This is a genomic window from Pseudomonas sp. GW821-FHT02H09 (genome assembly GCF_059421425.1).
This window is the reverse complement of record NZ_JBWKVA010000010.1, coordinates 32,664-48,818: the sequence shown is the minus strand read 5'-3', so window position 1 is coordinate 48,818 and position 16,155 is coordinate 32,664. Positions and strand designations below refer to the sequence as shown.

General features: G+C 56.7%; 18 protein-coding genes and 1 pseudogene. 6 read left to right on the top strand and 13 right to left on the bottom strand.

Features of this window, described 5'->3' with window-relative positions:
* Positions 1-60: 60 nt before the first annotated feature.
* Positions 61-612, bottom strand: a complete 552-nt coding sequence (gene infC, locus AC07VR_RS15400) for a translation initiation factor IF-3 (protein WP_170929410.1) — start codon at positions 610-612, stop codon at positions 61-63.
* The gene (gene thrS / locus AC07VR_RS15395) at positions 612-2,534 is read right to left on the bottom strand and encodes a threonine--tRNA ligase (protein WP_494994716.1); all 1,923 of its coding nucleotides are present in this window, start codon (positions 2,532-2,534) and stop codon (positions 612-614) included. Before thrS ends, infC begins: the two co-directional genes overlap by 1 nt.
* Positions 2,535-2,919: 385 nt before the next feature.
* Here thrS and AC07VR_RS15390 point away from each other — a divergent pair, with 385 nt between their 5' ends.
* Together AC07VR_RS15390 and AC07VR_RS15385 are read left to right on the top strand one after the other, a co-directional pair.
* Positions 2,920-3,219, top strand: coding sequence for a hypothetical protein (locus AC07VR_RS15390; RefSeq protein ID WP_495011700.1), 300 nt, complete (start codon positions 2,920-2,922; stop codon positions 3,217-3,219).
* A 292-nt stretch (positions 3,220-3,511) separates the two neighbouring features.
* A complete protein-coding gene (locus AC07VR_RS15385; RefSeq protein WP_003179963.1) occupies positions 3,512-3,724 on the top strand; it encodes a cold-shock protein in 213 nt (70 codons plus the stop codon).
* Between the two features lie 72 nt (positions 3,725-3,796).
* On the opposite strand, the gene AC07VR_RS15380 is transcribed toward AC07VR_RS15385, so the two are convergent.
* Entirely contained in the window at positions 3,797-4,108 is a 312-nt protein-coding gene (locus tag AC07VR_RS15380) for an I78 family peptidase inhibitor (protein WP_495011699.1), read from the bottom strand.
* Positions 4,109-4,400: 292 nt separating this feature from the next.
* Positions 4,401-4,706: a hypothetical protein gene (locus tag AC07VR_RS15375; RefSeq protein ID WP_494994841.1), complete on the bottom strand. Its 306-nt coding sequence runs from the start codon at positions 4,704-4,706 to the stop codon at positions 4,401-4,403.
* A 164-nt stretch (positions 4,707-4,870) separates the two neighbouring features.
* On the opposite strand from AC07VR_RS15375, the gene AC07VR_RS15370 reads away from it, so the two are divergent.
* Positions 4,871-5,083, top strand: coding sequence for a hypothetical protein (locus AC07VR_RS15370; protein ID WP_495011698.1), 213 nt, complete (start codon positions 4,871-4,873; stop codon positions 5,081-5,083).
* A 34-nt stretch (positions 5,084-5,117) separates the two neighbouring features.
* Here the strand turns inward: AC07VR_RS15370 and AC07VR_RS15365 are convergent, their stop codons facing one another.
* The 7 genes from AC07VR_RS15365 to AC07VR_RS15335 are packed head-to-tail and all read right to left on the bottom strand — an operon-like array spanning position 5,118 to position 12,113.
* Entirely contained in the window at positions 5,118-6,146 is a 1,029-nt protein-coding gene (locus AC07VR_RS15365) for a nucleoside hydrolase (RefSeq protein WP_495011697.1), read from the bottom strand.
* Positions 6,147-6,189: 43 nt separating this feature from the next.
* Positions 6,190-6,594, bottom strand: a complete 405-nt coding sequence (gene rbsD / locus AC07VR_RS15360) for a D-ribose pyranase (RefSeq protein WP_495011696.1) — start codon at positions 6,592-6,594, stop codon at positions 6,190-6,192.
* Between the two features lie 13 nt (positions 6,595-6,607).
* Positions 6,608-7,525 carry a ribokinase gene (gene rbsK, locus AC07VR_RS15355; protein ID WP_495011695.1) on the bottom strand — a complete coding sequence of 306 codons (918 nt, stop codon included), beginning with the start codon at positions 7,523-7,525 and terminating at the stop codon, positions 6,608-6,610.
* 23 nt (positions 7,526-7,548) lie between these two features.
* On the bottom strand, positions 7,549-8,568 hold the full coding sequence (locus tag AC07VR_RS15350) for a LacI family DNA-binding transcriptional regulator (RefSeq protein WP_494994709.1): 1,020 nt from the start codon (positions 8,566-8,568) through the stop codon (positions 7,549-7,551).
* 3 nt (positions 8,569-8,571) lie between these two features.
* A complete protein-coding gene (locus AC07VR_RS15345; protein WP_494994708.1) occupies positions 8,572-9,549 on the bottom strand; it encodes an ABC transporter permease in 978 nt (325 codons plus the stop codon).
* Positions 9,546-11,099 carry a sugar ABC transporter ATP-binding protein gene (locus AC07VR_RS15340; RefSeq protein WP_495011694.1) on the bottom strand — a complete coding sequence of 518 codons (1,554 nt, stop codon included), beginning with the start codon at positions 11,097-11,099 and terminating at the stop codon, positions 9,546-9,548. The genes AC07VR_RS15345 and AC07VR_RS15340 overlap by 4 nt, the downstream gene beginning before the upstream one ends.
* Positions 11,100-11,156: 57 nt before the next feature.
* The gene (locus AC07VR_RS15335) at positions 11,157-12,113 is read right to left on the bottom strand and encodes a sugar ABC transporter substrate-binding protein (protein ID WP_494994706.1); all 957 of its coding nucleotides are present in this window, start codon (positions 12,111-12,113) and stop codon (positions 11,157-11,159) included.
* Positions 12,114-12,680: 567 nt separating this feature from the next.
* Between AC07VR_RS15335 and AC07VR_RS15330 the strand changes: the two genes are divergently transcribed.
* Both AC07VR_RS15330 and AC07VR_RS15325 read left to right on the top strand, forming a co-directional pair.
* The gene (locus AC07VR_RS15330) at positions 12,681-13,769 is read left to right on the top strand and encodes an asparaginase (protein ID WP_494994705.1); all 1,089 of its coding nucleotides are present in this window, start codon (positions 12,681-12,683) and stop codon (positions 13,767-13,769) included.
* Positions 13,770-13,983: 214 nt separating this feature from the next.
* Positions 13,984-14,262, top strand: coding sequence for a DUF1654 domain-containing protein (locus AC07VR_RS15325; RefSeq protein WP_495011693.1), 279 nt, complete (start codon positions 13,984-13,986; stop codon positions 14,260-14,262).
* Positions 14,263-14,394: 132 nt separating this feature from the next.
* On the opposite strand, the gene AC07VR_RS15320 is transcribed toward AC07VR_RS15325, so the two are convergent.
* Positions 14,395-14,766, bottom strand: a complete 372-nt coding sequence (locus tag AC07VR_RS15320) for an SPOR domain-containing protein (protein ID WP_495011692.1) — start codon at positions 14,764-14,766, stop codon at positions 14,395-14,397.
* Between the two features lie 246 nt (positions 14,767-15,012).
* Between AC07VR_RS15320 and csrA the strand changes: the two genes are divergently transcribed.
* Positions 15,013-15,207 (top strand): carbon storage regulator CsrA, encoded by a 195-nt coding sequence (gene csrA, locus AC07VR_RS15315; protein WP_007920550.1) that lies wholly within the window; start codon positions 15,013-15,015, stop codon positions 15,205-15,207.
* A 70-nt stretch (positions 15,208-15,277) separates the two neighbouring features.
* Here the strand turns inward: csrA and AC07VR_RS15310 are convergent.
* Positions 15,278-15,972, bottom strand: a pseudogene (locus tag AC07VR_RS15310) (YoaK family protein).
* Between the last annotated feature and the right edge of the window lie 183 nt (positions 15,973-16,155).

Genomic DNA, 16,155 nt, shown 5'->3' with positions numbered 1-16,155 from the left:
GTTCGGATACTCCGCATTCAGTTGATAAACATAATCGCAAGGCCTGCCGTGCCCTGTTGATTACTTCTTCTTTTTCGGGGCGATGACCATGATCAGCTGGCGTCCTTCCATCTTAGGATGCTGTTCGACCGAACCGTACTCGAGCAAGTCAGCTTCAACCCGCTTGAGGAGTTCCATCCCCAGCTCCTGGTGGGCCATCTCACGACCGCGGAATCTCAACGATACCTTGGCCCTGTCCCCGTCACTCAGGAAACGTACCAGGTTGCGCAGTTTTACCTGGTAATCCCCTTCCTCCGTCCCTGGACGAAACTTGATTTCTTTAACCTGAATCTGCTTCTGGTTCTTTTTCGCTGCAGCAATCTGCTTCTTCTTTTCGAAGATCGATTTGCCGTAATCCATCACGCGGCAAACCGGTGGGACTGCGTCGGCGGAAATTTCCACCAGATCCAGTTTGGCTTCTTCAGCAATACGAAGCGCTTCATCAATCGAGACGATGCCAATCTGCTCGCCGTCAGCGCCAATTAACCGAACCTCGCGTGCCGAGATATTCTCGTTGATCGGGGCCTTCGGTGCAGCTCGTTTATCTTGTCTCATTTCACGCTTAATAATAATTACTCCGAATCATGGCGACCACGCCGGGAAACCGCTTGAGCGAGGAATTCAGCGAATTGGGCGACGGGCATCGAGCCCAGGTCAGCACCTTCACGAGTACGCACAGCGACAGTCTGCATCTCGACTTCCCGATCTCCAATAACCAAGAGATAGGGAACCTTGAGCAAAGTATGCTCGCGGATTTTAAAGCCGATCTTTTCATTTCTCAAGTCGGACTTGGCACGAAATCCGCTTTGATTGAGAGTTTTTTCAACCTCAGCGGCAAAATCTGCCTGTTTATCAGTGATATTCATGATCACTGCCTGAGTCGGAGCCAGCCACGCAGGGAACGCACCCTCGTAATGCTCGATCAGAATCCCGACGAAACGCTCGAAGGAACCCAGGATCGCCCGGTGCAACATAACCGGGTGCTTGCGACTGTTGTCTTCGGAGACGTATTCGGCTCCCAGACGGATCGGCAGGTTAAAATCGAGCTGCAAGGTACCACATTGCCAGACACGACCGAGGCAATCTTTTAGCGAGAACTCGATTTTCGGACCGTAGAAAGCACCCTCGCCCGGCTGCAGATCGTACGGCAGGCCCGCACTATCAAGGGCTGCGGCCAGCGCGGATTCTGCGCGATCCCACAACTCATCGGAGCCGACGCGTTTTTCCGGACGAGTGGACAGCTTCAGCTCGATGTCTTTGAAGCCGAAATCGGCGTAGACATCCAGAGTCAGCTTGATGAACGCAGCGGACTCGGCCTGCATCTGCTCTTCAGTACAGAAGATGTGTGCATCGTCCTGGGTAAACGCACGCACGCGCATGATGCCGTGCAGCGCACCGGACGGCTCGTTACGGTGGCAAGCACCGAACTCGGCCAGACGCATCGGCAGCTCGCGGTAGCTTTTCAGGCCCTGATTGAACACCTGCACGTGGCAAGGGCAGTTCATTGGCTTGATGGCGTAGTCGCGGCTTTCCGACTCGGTAGTGAACATGTTTTCGGCGTAGTTGGCCCAGTGCCCGGATTTCTCCCACAGGCTACGGTCAACCACTTGCGGAGTCTTGATCTCCAGGTAGCCGTTTTCACGCTGAACCTTACGCATGTACTGCTCGAGTACCTGGTACAGGGTCCAGCCGTTCGGGTGCCAGAAAACCATGCCCGGCGCTTCTTCCTGGGTATGGAACAGACCAAGACGCTTGCCGATCTTGCGATGGTCGCGCTTTTCAGCCTCTTCGATACGCTGGATGTAAGCTGCCAGTTGCTTCTTGTCAGCCCAGGCTGTGCCGTAAACGCGCTGCAATTGCTCGTTTTTGGCATCGCCACGCCAGTAGGCGCCGGACAGCTTGGTCAGTTTGAAGGATTTCAGGAAGCGGGTGTTCGGCACGTGCGGACCGCGGCACATGTCGACGTATTCTTCGTGATAGTACAGGCCCATGGCCTGCTCGTTCGGCATGTCTTCGACCAGGCGCAGCTTGTAGTCTTCGCCACGGCTGGTGAACACGTCGATCACTTCGGCGCGCGGAGTGACTTTCTTGATGACGTCGTAATCTTTTTCGATCAGCAGGTGCATGCGCTGTTCGATCGCCGCCAGGTCGTCCGGAGTGAAAGGACGCTCGTAGGCGATGTCGTAATAGAAGCCTTCATCGATGACCGGACCGATCACCATTTTCGCCGTCGGGTACAGCTGCTTGACCGCGTGGCCAATCAGGTGGGCGCAAGAGTGGCGAATGACCTCCAGCCCCTCTTCATCCTTTGGCGTGATGATTTGCAGGGTCGCGTCGCTGTCGATGACATCGCTGGCGTCAACCAGTTTGCCGTTGACCTTGCCGGCCACGGTGGCCTTGGCCAGACCGGCACCAATGGATGCGGCGACCTCGGCTATGGAAACCGGATGATCGAAGGAACGTTGACTGCCGTCGGGAAGAGTAATAGTGGGCATGGCGCCTCCTCTCCTAGTGGTGACCCCTACCAAAGGTCACGTGGGTTGGGATGAGCAGCCAGTACGCGACTCAGTTCAGGCCATTCAATAACGAACGCCTGCCTTACAGCGGCAGGAGCCTTGCGGCCAACCGGAAACCGAACCAGAGTGACTGGAGATCAAATCAGGGTTATTCGGGTCTTGACCGCTGCCGGAGAAAAAGTCATCCAGAGCTTGAAAATACCCAAGCCGAGGATCCTAGCACAGATGAACGGTCATCGCCGCGACCTTGTTCCAAGAGCACCGAATTCAGGGCTTTTACGCCATAAAGTGAACTTGGGATGTACGGTCCACCTCAAATAGGCCGAGAATTGCCACACATTTTCGACCTCACGGAGTTCCAGCCATGCGTTTTATCCACCTTTTCGCCCTAGCCGCTCCGCTCGCTCTGCTGCTGCCATTGAGCGCTCAGGCCGCCTGGCCCGCAGGTGTAAAAGCCAGCTACATGAAGGATTGCACTGCGGCGGCCAGTCAAGGCGTCAACCCTGAGCTCGCCAAGCAACACTGCACCTGTGGCGCCGACGTCCTGGAGAAGAAGTTCACGACTGAGGAGATCAAGCAGCTGATGGATGCGAAAAACCCTCCGAGCGCCGATCTGGGCAACCGCGCACTGAAGGAAATCTCCGTCTGCAAAGTTCAGAAATAGGCCGTTTCGGCGCAAATGTTAAGGCTCCAGAAGCCGGAAACCGCTCAAAAAACGGTTGTTTTACACAATTTACGCAGCTTTTACGGCTTTTTTTACTGAGCGCTTTTTCAGGAGAAACCCCCTGAAACCGGGGCCTCCAGCCCATCAGGATCACAAATAAAGCACAACCAGGGGGCAAACAACACGTCCGGGGGGCTCCCAAGCCGAACATTTCGACTATGATACTCCCGTGTGCCCAGTTGGCCTGAGCAGCACAGCACTACTGAAAATATTTGTTTCTTGGAGATACACCATGTCTAATCGCCAAACCGGCACCGTTAAATGGTTCAACGATGAAAAAGGCTTCGGCTTCATCACTCCTCAAGGTGGCGGTGACGACCTGTTCGTACACTTCAAAGCTATCGAAAGCGACGGTTTCAAAAGCCTGAAAGAAGGCCAGACTGTTTCCTTCGTGGCTGAGAAAGGCCAAAAGGGTATGCAAGCTGCACAAGTTCGCCCTGAGTAATTTCTCGGCTGGCTAAAAAAACCCCGTCCATGTGACGGGGTTTTTTATGCGCCTGAGAAAAGCCGGAAGCGGTCAGCCGCAGTTGACGCGAGTGATCACCAGGTTTTCATCGGTGTTGAGATTCAGGCGATCCGAGCGGTACTCCAGAGTCACCATGTCGCTCGGCCTGAGGACTCGCGCGTACTGCGCACCTGAATGCGTACGGGCTTGCTCCAGGAGCTCAGGCGAGGCCTTCTTGCCAATGGCGAATTCGGCGCCTTTAGCCTCACAGCGACTGTGCCCGGTCTCGGTAGCCACAGAATCCTTTACCGAATCGGAAGTGCTGCACCCCGACAGGATAACTGCTGCTAACAAAGTTCCGAATGACGCGAGCTTCCAAGGCATGAGGCCTCCTTTTTCAAAAATGGACAGAGATCGTGCGACAGCCATTTTGGCTGTTGGTTTCAACGGAGCACTGAGGTGCTGTTGTAGGAGCAGCCGGTCGACGCTCGATTGCTCGCGATGGATGTTAACGATGACGCGTGTTTTCTGAATAAACGCATCGCCCTTGAGTCCATCGTCGGAACGCCGCCCGGAGCAAGCTCGCTCCTACAGGGTTTGATTTCACACAGCGGCAAGTCTGCCTCAACCCTGAGGCAATGTTCACTGCGCAATCGTGACTGAATATGAGCAATGATCAGTAGATGTCGATGTAGTCGAGCGGTGGATTTGGCCAGTTCTGCTTGAGTGCATTGAATATCTGCATGACCCAGACCGCATCACTTGCAGCTACCGCTCCGACATAGCCAGATCCCTTCGCCCAGGTTTCCAGACGAAACAATAGACCTTCAATATCGGTACCGCCCACGACACCTGAAGAAATATAGGCAATACCGGCCTTGGTGACCCGCAACTGGGTATGCGCATCATCGCTGGCAGAAGCCAACAGTTGGCGCACAGCCTCAAGCGTCAAACCGTCAGGAGTGCTCAAATCGATCTGCAAAGTGTTTTCCTTGAAATAATCAAAGCTCAAGTGTCGCATAGCCCTCTCCTCATGCCTAAGACGGAGTGCCAAAAGCCTCGCAAGATGTTTAACTCAACACAACCAAAACCACCCGGATAGACCTCCAGGCATTACCCGGCCTATTCAGACTTTGCGAGTTCATCATGACAACCATAACCATCGACGCCGACATCAAAGCCAAATGGCCCGAAGGCCACTGCTCCTACAGTCCTGGCAGCCCTGAAGAACTGGCGATCATCGGTATCGACCTGTTGATCAAGGAATTGGGAACGCAGGCGGCCCAGGCATTTATCGCTCAAATATTCGAAAAACACCCAAACAACACTATGGACACGCCACGCACCGAAAAGGAGTAACACCCCACAGGCTGGACACTTGCGGGGCGGAAACTTATGCAAGACGAGCAAGACGTGCAGTGAGCAAGTCGAAGAAGCCTTGTGCATCAGCGTCCTGAACCCAGAACACGTTCTTTTCCTGCTTCAGGCCGTCGTACCAGTCGACGATGGTCTGACCAAAGGTCGGCCCTTCGCGGCTGTCGACCACCATGTTTACCTGACGACCGGTGAACAACTCCGGCTTGAGCAGATAAGCGATGACCGTGGCGTCATGCACCGGACCACCCGGGATGCCATAGTGCTCCATGTCGCCTTTGATGTACTCGTTGAGGATTGCGCCCACCACCTTGCTGGCATTGTTGCCCAGTGCAGCGATCTGATGCAGACGCGCCTCACTGGTCAGCACCTTGTGGGTCACGTCCAGTGGCAGGTAGGTCAGTTTGACAGCGCTTTTAAGGACGACTTCAGCAGCCTGCGGATCGGCGAACAGATTGAATTCGGCAACCGGGGTAATGTTACCGCCGTTGAAGTGCGCGCCCCCCATGACCACCACTTCCTTGATGCCCCGGGTAATGTCCGGTGCCTGATTCAGCGCCAGTGCCAGATTGGTCTGCGGACCCAGCATGGCAATGGTGATGCTGTGGGGTTTGGCTGCACGCAAGGTGTCGATCAGGTAGTCGATCGCGCTGCCGTTGGCCAGGCCTTCCCTGGGTTCGTGCACCGTTACACCCGAGATACCCTCCTCGCCGTGGATATCCTCGGCGTAGATCGGTGTACGCAACAATGGTTTGGTCGCACCCGCATAAACCGGCACTTCTTCGCGCCCTGCCCACTCACGGGCCAGGCGTGCATTACGTGAGGTCTTGTCCAGTCGCACATTGCCGGCAACGGTAGTGAGCGCACGAATGTTCAGTTCCTCGGGCGAAGCCAGGGCAAACAACAAGGCAACGACGTCATCAGCACCCGGATCGGTGTCTATGATCAAATCGATTTTTTCTGCCGCCCGGGCGTTTGTAGCGGTGATCAATGACAAAAGCAGCAGACTCCGGATCAGGTATTGCACTATTTGAGCATAGCGGTACATGGCGCACTCCTTGCGCGTGAAAAACGGGTTGAGATACAGCGAGCTAAAACGTTACACCTGCGACCAGCACAATGTTGCAGTACGGCTGACATTCACCCGTACGAATAATCGCACGTGCTTGTCGGGTAAGGATTTTGAATGCGTCATGACTCAGTAACATGCGCTGGCCCAATTCAGCCTTGGCCGTCAGCTCGTCAATCACCTGAAGCGCGGGAGGTTGTTTGAGCAGGATTTCTTCAGCCAGCACATGGCTTTGCACCTGCATTTCGCTGAGCACGATCTGCAAGGTGCTGACGAAGTCCGGAATGCCCTTGGTCAACGCCAGATCGATCAACTCGACACCCGGCGGCACAGGCAAACCGGCATCGCCGATCACCACCCTGTCGCCATGACCCAGGGAGGCAATCAATCGCGACAACGCGATGTTGAGCAAAGGTGTCTTTTTCATGAGGGTCTATTTTTCATGAGGGGCTAATGGCCTGTACGTCGGACAAGGTGGGAATGGAAGGCTGCGCGCCCGCTCGAGTGACCGACAGCGCGGCCGCGATCTGACCGAAGCGAATGGCCTGGGCTTCGCTTTTGCCGGCCGCCAGTGCCGCGGCAAAACCGCCGACGAACGTATCTCCCGCCGCTGTCGTGTCGAGCGCCTTGACCCTGGGTGCCGGGAAGTGCTCGAAGCTCTGCCCATCGGCGAACAACGACCCCTGGGCTCCGAGGGTAATGATGACTTTGCCAGCGCCGGCAGCAATCAATCGACTCGCGGCGGCTTCAGCGGTTTCCAGCGAGTCCACCAGCAAGCCGCTCAGGGCCGACGCCTCACTTTCGTTAGGGATCAGGTAATCGATGGACGAATACCAGTCAGCCGGAAGTGGACGGCTCGCCGGGGCTGGATTAAGGATCACGGTCTTGCCCAGTTCACGTCCGCGCTTGAGGGTGTAACCAACGGTCTGCATGGGCACTTCGAGCTGGCAAATGATCACATCGGCCGCCTGCAACACCACGTCAAAACCTGCAACCACTTCAGGCGCGAGCAGCCCGTTAGCGCCGGCGACGATCACGATCGCATTCTGGCTGCTGTCATCGACCACGATCAGCGCCACGCCACTGGAGCCTTCGACGGTTCTCACCGCCTGACAATCGATTTGTTCAGCCACCAGCGCCGCTCGCAGTTGCTCGCCATACGCATCGGCACCGACACAGCCAACCATCGATACTTCAGCTCCCAGTCGTGCCGAAGCAACGGCCTGGTTCGCCCCCTTGCCGCCCGAGACGGTGGCAAACGACTCGCCAATCAGAGTTTCACCGGCCCGGGGCAGCCGCTCGGCCCGGGTCACCAGGTCCATGTTCAGGCTACCTACAACCACTACTTTTGCTGGCATACATCAGTACTCGTCAATTCGTTTCAGCGGCATTCAGCGAAAACGCCGGCAAGCGGCGCAGTCGACTCTCGCAAGACAATGCTGGGTGTCACGATGCGCTGATCGGTCGCCTGCTCCGGGTTTGCGATCCGTCGCAACAGGCGCTCCGCCGCCATCTCGCCCAACTGCAGGATCGACTGGCCCACCGTCGTTAACGCCGGATAGACATACCGACTCATCTGGATATCGTCGAAACCAATGACCGAGAGTTCGCTCGGTACACGGATATTGCGCTCGGCCGCCGCACGCAATACACCGATTCCGATCATGTCGTTACCGGCAAATATGGCGCTGGGCGGATTCTTTTCCAACAGCAGCGCAGCAGCGCTATAACCGCCGGTACTGGTGAAGTCGCTTTCCAGCATTCGCTGTTGTGGCACCTCGACGCCTGCCTCTTTCAGCGCCCGGCAGTAACCGGCCAGGCGCATCTGCGCCACACTGGTATGCGCCGGACCGCCGATGCAGGCGATGTCCCGATGCCCCAGCTTGAGCAGGTGTCGCGTCGCCAGATAGGCACCGTATTCGTGATCGATGCGCACCAGATCCGCATCAATCCCCTCCAGCCCCCGGTCGACAATCACCATAGGCGTGCGCACGGCGGCCAGACCTGCAGCCAGGCCGGCGTCACCGCCAGCCGAAGCGACGATCAAGCCATCGATCCGCTTTTCCAGCAGCACCCGCAGATAACTGCGCTGCTTGTCCGGGTTGTCATCGGAGTTGCACAGAATCACGCAGTAGCCATTACGCTCGCAGTAATCCTCGATGCCCCGGGCCAGTTCGGCGAAGTACGGGTTGAGGCTGTTGGGCACCAGCAAACCGATGGTCGCGGTGGTCTTGGCCTTCAACGAACGGGCCACGGCACTGGGCACGTAGTCCAGGCGCTTGATCGCCGCCTCGACCTTGACCCTGACCTCTTCACTGACTGGCCGCGTTTTGTTCACCACATGAGAAACCGTGGTGTAGGAAATCCCCGCCAGTGCAGCCACATCTTTGATTGTTGCCATGATTCAGGCCCGCCGACTTGCGCGTTGACTGCGATAAGTATCGAGCACTACCGCCACCACGATTACCGCGCCAGTGATGATGCGCTTGGTCGGCTCGGTTGCACCGATTTGTGCGAGACCTGCCGCCAGCACGGAAATGATCAAGACGCCAAAAAAGGTACTGATGACCGAACCGCGCCCGCCCATGAGGCTGGTGCCGCCGATCACTACAGCCGCGATCACCTGCAGCTCCAGCCCGGAACCGGCATTCGGGTCCGCGGCCTCCAGACGGGAGATCTGAAACAGCGCCGCCACACCGGCCAGCAGCCCCATCAGACTGAATACCAGAATCTTGTAAGGCTTTGGATTGATACCCGCCAGACGCACCGCTTCTTCATTGGTACCAATGCCGATCAGGTAACGACCGAACACCGTGCGCGTCAACACTGCCTGAGCGATGAAGATGATCAACAACGCAATGATGAACGACGGCGAAATGCCCAGTGCAATCGGGTTGGACAGCCAGGCGAACGCATCACCGATATAGGCGGTGCGCGAGCCAGTCATCTGGTAAGCCAGACCGCGAGCCATTTCCAGCACACCCAGCGAAACGATGAACGAAGGAATGCGCCAGGCCACGGTGATCGAACCGGTGATGGTGCCAGCCAGAGCGGCGACGGCCATGCCGAGCAAGGCTGCCGGCAAGACACTCCAGCCCCAGCCGAGGACCGCCACGCTGACCGCCGACGCCGCCAACGCGAGCACCGAACCGACTGAAAGGTCGATACCGCCAATGATCAATACAAAGGTCATGCCGACAGCCAACACCATCAAATCCGGAATCTGGTTGGCCAGCGTGCTGAAAGTGTCGTAGGAGAGGAAGTGACTGCTCAAGGTCGAGAACAGGGCAATCATCGCCAGCAAGGCACCGGCCAGGCCCAGATAAGTGCCCAGACCATAATAGTTGCCCCTGCGTATGCTGACAGAAGTAGCAGTTGTCATGAAATGTCCCTAGGCGCCGCTTCATTGAGCAGCGCATCACGTTTTTGGTAGCCGGCAAATGCGGCAGCAAGTAGTTCATCCTGAGTCCAACGGTCGCGCTCGAAGGTCTCGATCAAGCGCCCGGCGGAAAGTACACCAATCCGGTCGCAGATCAGCATCAACTCGCGCAGATCACTGGAGACCACCACCAATGCCTTGCCCTGGCGGGTCAATTCACCCAGCAAGCCATAGATATCGAACTTGGCGCCAACGTCGATCCCTCGGGTCGGCTCGTCGAACAGCAGTACCGAGCAATCTCGCTCAAGCCAGCGGCCGATCACGACTTTCTGTTGATTGCCGCCGGACAGTTCGGACACCAACTGTGACGGGCTGGAACTGCGAATCCGCATGGCGTCGATCTGACGCTGAGCCAGGGCCGACTCGTCATCGCCGTTGACGATGCCGGCACTGGAGATGACCGGCATGTTGCCCAAGGCAATATTGGCGCTAATCGATTGGCTCAGCAGCAGGCCTTCGCCCTTGCGATCTTCAGTGATCAGGGCAATCCCGTGTCCCACCGCATCGACCGGTGAGCGAATGCTGACGACCTGTGCAGGTGACCCCAGCGCGACTGTGCCGCTGTCTGCGATGTCAGCACCAAAGATCAACCGCAATAGCTCGGTGCGCCCGGCCCCAATCAACCCGGAAATACCGAAAATCTCGCCGCTGCGCACTTCAAAGGAGACATCGCGAACCTTGTCCGAACGGGTGAGCCCTTTGACCGTCAAGGCAGGAGCGCCAATCTGGCGTGGCCCCAGGTCAATGTGCTCGCCCAGTTCGCGGCCAACCATCAGGTTGACCAGTTGCTCACTGTTGTAATTGGCCATTGGCTCGACGCAGACCAGATAACCGTCACGCAGCACTGCAATGCGTTGTGCGACACGGGCCAGTTCTTCCAGTCGATGGGAGATGTAGATGATCGCCACTCCGCGCGCTTGCAGGCGGGTGATTTGTTCGAAGAGCATTTCGACTTCGCGGGCCGTCAGCATTGCGGTCGGCTCATCGAGGATCAACACATGGCAATCGCCAATCAGGTTGCGGGCGATTTCGACCATTTGCTGGTGACCAATGCCCAACTCGCCGACCAGCGTGTCCGGATCGATCGAATCCAGCCCGACCTGAGCCATCGCTTCTATAGCCGCCTTGCGCAGTTGCTTGCGACTGATCCACCCGCCAAGGTTGGGTAGATTGTGCAGAAACAGGTTTTCGGCGACGGACAGGGTCGGCAGCAGGTTGAGCTCCTGCATGACCATGCGGATCCCCAGTTCTTCGGCCTGCGTGCGACTGCCGGGCCGGTAATCCTGACCGTTGAACTGCATCTGACCCGCGGTCGGCGTGACCAGGCCGCCGATGATTTTCGACAGGGTACTTTTGCCTGCGCCGTTTTCACCGGTCAACGCCAGCACTTCACCGCGCATCAGCGTCAGGTCGATATTGGTCAGCACCGGCTGAGCATAGGTCTTGCCGATACCGCTGACCGAAAGGACAGCGTTCGGGGTGCAAACTGACATAAGAAACTCTCCATGCGCCCGCCCGGATGAGCGGGCGCCGTTGTGCCGCCAGAATGACTATTTGGTGACCAGTTCAACCGGAGTTTCGATTACGCCATTAGCTGCGCCGTCGACCTTCTCACCCTTGAGGATTTTCAGCGCCGTTTCGATACCGAATACGGCCTGCCTGGCGGCAAACTGGTCTGCGGTAGCCAGCACACGACCATCGTTGAGCATTGGTTTGATGGCATTGATGTTGTCGTAACCCACCACTTGAACCTTGCCCGCCTTCCCTGCTGCGCGCACCGCCGACACAGCGCCGACTGCCATGCTGTCATTGCCGGCCAACAGTGCCTTGAGGTTCGGATACTCGCTCAGCATGGCGGCGGCGACGCGGTTGCCGGCGTTGATTTCCCAGTCACCGGATTGCAGAGAAACCACCTTGATCTGCGCAGCCTCCATCGCATCCTTGAAGCCTGCGGTACGCTGCTGAGCATTGGTGGTGGTGGAAACACCTTCGATGATGCCGACTTCGTCACCGGCCTTCAGCTGCCTGGCCAGGTACTCACCGACCAGGCGAGCACCCTTGCGGTTGTCCGGCCCTACGAAAGGTACGCTGATGTTTTTGCTTTTGAGCACACCGACATCCAGCTGGTTATCGATGTTGATGACCGTGATGCCGGCGTCGACCGCCTTCTTGATCACCGGCACCATCGCTTTCGAGTCGGCTGGCGCGATGATCAGTGCGTTGACCCTGGAAACGATCATCTGCTCGACGATGCGAATCTGGTTGGCAGTGTCCGTCTCGTCTTTGATCCCGTTGGAAATCAAATCGAAATCTGCGGAGTGCTCTTTCTGGTAGCTCTTGGCGCCGTCTTCCATGGTCAGGAAGAATTCGTTGGCCAGGGATTTCATGACCAGGGCGACTTTAGGTTTTTCAGGGGTGTCGGCGAAGGCCGGGGAAAGAGGCAGCGCGGCGGATGCGGCTGCGAGCACAGCGACAGCAAGAAGACGTCCAGCGAATGGCAGCTTCATGGGTTCACTCCGTTCTTATGATTATTGTGAGCAACGCTTGCACTGGATCACGCTTCGACAGCCGTTAAACGCAGCGGCACTGGATCGAGACAAGATTTCCAGGCTGATCATAAAAGATCACCTGGAAACACGCGCAAACGTTTGCCTGGATCGAACTATGCGAATCCGGCTGTCATTTGTCAACGGCCAGAACTTCCCGTTTCAAGAGCGCGTGCGCAGAGTTCGCTAACACCCCGAAGAAATCCTGGCCGACGCGTTGGCCTTGCCACTCTCTTCGTCATCCCCGCCCGGTATGTGCCAGGCCCAATCGACATTTGCCGTAGCCTTTTTTTTCGGAGAGCCGAACGTAAAGCGTCCATATCGTCGGAAAGCCGGACGCAGGCCTGTACGAAAAATCAAATTCAAAATAAAAAATTGATAAATATCAACTACTTATATTAACAAGCCAATCAAAGTACATCTGGTACAGATCCTGCTCTCCTCCAGGACCCCACGGCATTCAGATCTGCCCGGGGCGTGTCTTGATAAACCCGCATCAGCACCTTCATTACAACAAGAGAAAAAATAATGAAATCTGCTTTCAATACCTTTGTTCCGGGCGCTTTGGCCCTCCTGTTGCTGCTCCCTACCGCACTGCAAGCAAAAGAAGTCGAAGCCAAACAAAAACTGGCTAACGTCGTAATTCTCGCGACCGGCGGGACAATCGCCGGGGCTGGTGCCAGTACCGCCAACAGCGCCACTTATCAAGCGGCCAAAGTGGGTGTCGATAAGTTGATTGCCGGTGTTCCCGAGCTGAGCCAATTGGCCAATGTGCGTGGCGAACAAGTCATGCAAATCGCGTCGGAAAGCATCACCAACGAAAACCTGCTGCAACTGGGTCGCCGTGTCGCTGAACTGGCCGACAGCAAAGACGTCGATGGCATCGTCATTACTCACGGTACCGACACGCTGGAGGAGACTGCATACTTCCTTAACCTGGTCGAGAAAACCGACAAGCCAATCATCGTCGTTGGCTCGATGCGCCCAGGCACCGCCATGTCTGCTGACGGCATGCTGAACCTGTACAACGCTGTCGCGGTTGCCAGCAGCAAAGATGCTCGCGGCAAGGGCGTGCTGGTTACCATGAACGATGAAATCCAGTCGGGCCGTGATGTCAGCAAGATGATCAACCTCAAGACCGAGGCCTTCAAAAGCGCCTGGGGTCCGCTGGGTATGGTGGTCGAAGGCAAATCCTATTGGTTCCGCCTGCCAGCCAAGCGTCACACCATGGATTCTGAATTCGACATCAAAACCATCAAGAGCCTGCCTGACGTCGAAATCGCCTACTCCTACGGCAATGTCAGCGGCACCGCCTACAAGGCCCTGGCTCAATCGGGCGCTAAAGCCATCATTCATGCCGGCACCGGTAATGGCTCGGTCTCTTCGAGCGTTGTTCCAACCTTGCAGGCACTGCGCAAGGATGGCGTACAGATCATTCGCTCTTCCCACGTAAATGCCGGGGGTTTTGTACTGCGCAACGCAGAGCAGCCTGATGACAAATACGACTGGGTCGTCGCCCATGACCTGAACCCGCAAAAAGCCCGCATCCTGACGATGGTCGCCCTGACCAAGACTCAGGACAGCAAAGATCTGCAGCGGATGTTCTGGGAATATTGATTCACATCGCCCGACCTGATCAGGTCGGGCATCTGTCGCACCACTCACCTTTAACGGTGAGTGGTTCTACCCCCACTTGCTGATCCCGCCCTGCACCGCTGCGCCTCCCCTTTCTCGAAAAAATCAATCGACTTACACCAGACGGAATAAATCGCTATCAGAGGGTTTTCTGGGATCTTAAGCAGTTGCGAAAAATCCTACAGTTAAATACTGTATGCACATACAGCTTGATAAGGATTGTTCCGTGGCCAATACCTCAGCAACAACTACATCTCCAGGCGCATACGAACGACTCGGTTTGCGCGTTCAGAAAATCATTAACTCCCCCACCGCACAAACAGCCAAAGCCGCATTGATCTTCCGTCTCCCGGACGAACCCGTGGATGAATGGGAGCGCCTGCTCGAAGAGATTGCCGAGAACGATAACGTCACCCTCGCCTATCGCGACGATGGCGGCGTGCACATTTTCTGGGTCGTGCCGAAGGAAGACTGAGTCAATGATTGTCCGTTTGCTGGCACTAGCAGTGGACATGAAAGCCTGCGGCTGAACCACTGCTCAAACGCAAAGGCCCCGGACAAACTGTCTCGAGGCCTTTTTTGTTTTCTGACTTGCCGGGATGACCGATCACTGAGCCGCGCTATGCTCAACCACCACTGACTCGACGTTGCGCTTTTTGGCTCGCTCCAGACTGGCTGTCAGTTGAACCTGCCTGGCTTCGGCTTCGGCTTTCGAACTGAAAGGGCCGACCAGAATCCGCTGTTTGCCGCCGACGGTGGTCACATAGCAAATGAAGCCGTGTTCGATCAACCAGCCGGTCAAATCGCTCACGGCCTGCAAGGTGTCCCCTCTAACCTCGACATCCCACTGGGGCGCTGCCGCAGCCGCCGGAGGTTGTGCAGCTGAAGCCGCCGAAGACGGGGCCTTGTGCTCGACGCCGGTTCCTTCACCGCATCCCGCCAGCACCAACACCGCCATTACCATCGCCAGTTTACGCACAGCCTTCCCCTCGAAAATTCAAGTCGACGATTTTACCACCCACGACCACCCCTGGCCGCGACAAACCTGCCCGAAAACAACGAGAATGATGTGTATAGGCCCTGTATAGTTACAGCTTGGAAATTAATACAGTGGCTACGCGTCTGAAAGAGGCACCTACAGTGGCACTTCGCAGTAATCTATACATACTACCGACATCTGCATTATCTGAATCAGGTGCCCTACAAAGCAATCAAGGAGAAGATCATGCTGATACTCACCCGCAAAGTCGGTGAAAGCATAAACATTGGTGACGATATTACGATCACCATTCTGGGCGTTAGTGGCCAACAGGTCAGGATTGGTATCAACGCTCCGAAAGACGTAGCCGTACATCGCGAAGAGATTTATCAGCGTATCCAGGCAGGACTGACTGCGCCGGACAAACGCGAGACTCCCTGAGCCTCATCAGTAGCCAGCCTCTCCTCTCACAGCGATGGCTGGCGAAAAACCCGAGCATGCTCTTGCCTGATCATTTTGCCTCGACCCTCCATCCCTCCTCCTTGGCAGCGGCGCATGTCCAGGCTGCCACAGCCACTGCAACCAACACAGACCAGAACCCGCACGCCAGGTACAGCAGCGCTGCACTGATGCAACCCACGGCAAACCCCAACAGATTCATTCCGATCGGCTTCAAGCGCTGAATGATCGCCGCTCTTTCAGCGGCATTGCGCTGAGCTATCAAAGCAAAGAGGTCGATGGCGAACCGAGTCACGTTCCCTGTCATGAGCGTGGTGGGCGGCGCTCCTTTCATGTGCTGACGGGAAACAGCATTTTGAATCGCCATGGCCGCGACGCCAGTCATGCCCGTCAACAATGCCGCGGCGCTGTCCCCATCGGGGAAAGGTCCCAGCCATAGGGCAAGCCCTCCAAACGCGGCCAGCAACAGCGTATGCGCAATGAGCAGAATGCGTAACGGCGCCCAGCCTCGGGCGTGAATGGCCACCGCCGCCAAATGGGACAACCCCCCACCAGGGCAAAAACCGGCAATGCCAACAACTTGGCCAGCGCCCCGGAAGTACCGTGCACGATACTGACCCCCAGCGTGACAAAGTTCCCGGTCACGTGCGCGGTAAACAATCCCTGCAACGCCAGAAACCCCAGCGTATCAACGAAGCCGCCGTTAAAACTCAGTGCCGGCGCGAGAAAGCGGCGAATGGACGACATGGCTTTTCCTTGTAGCGCAGCTTTCAATCAAATGTGCCAAGCCTGTTGGCCATCAACAGACGTGAGACCAGGATCCTGATTGAATCGCAGCACATATCCATGGGGTTCAAGCACCGGAAAACCCGGCTGCCCGCGAAGAAGGTTGCGATTTCTGTCGCAGCACTCTTCGACAGCCCTGCAAAC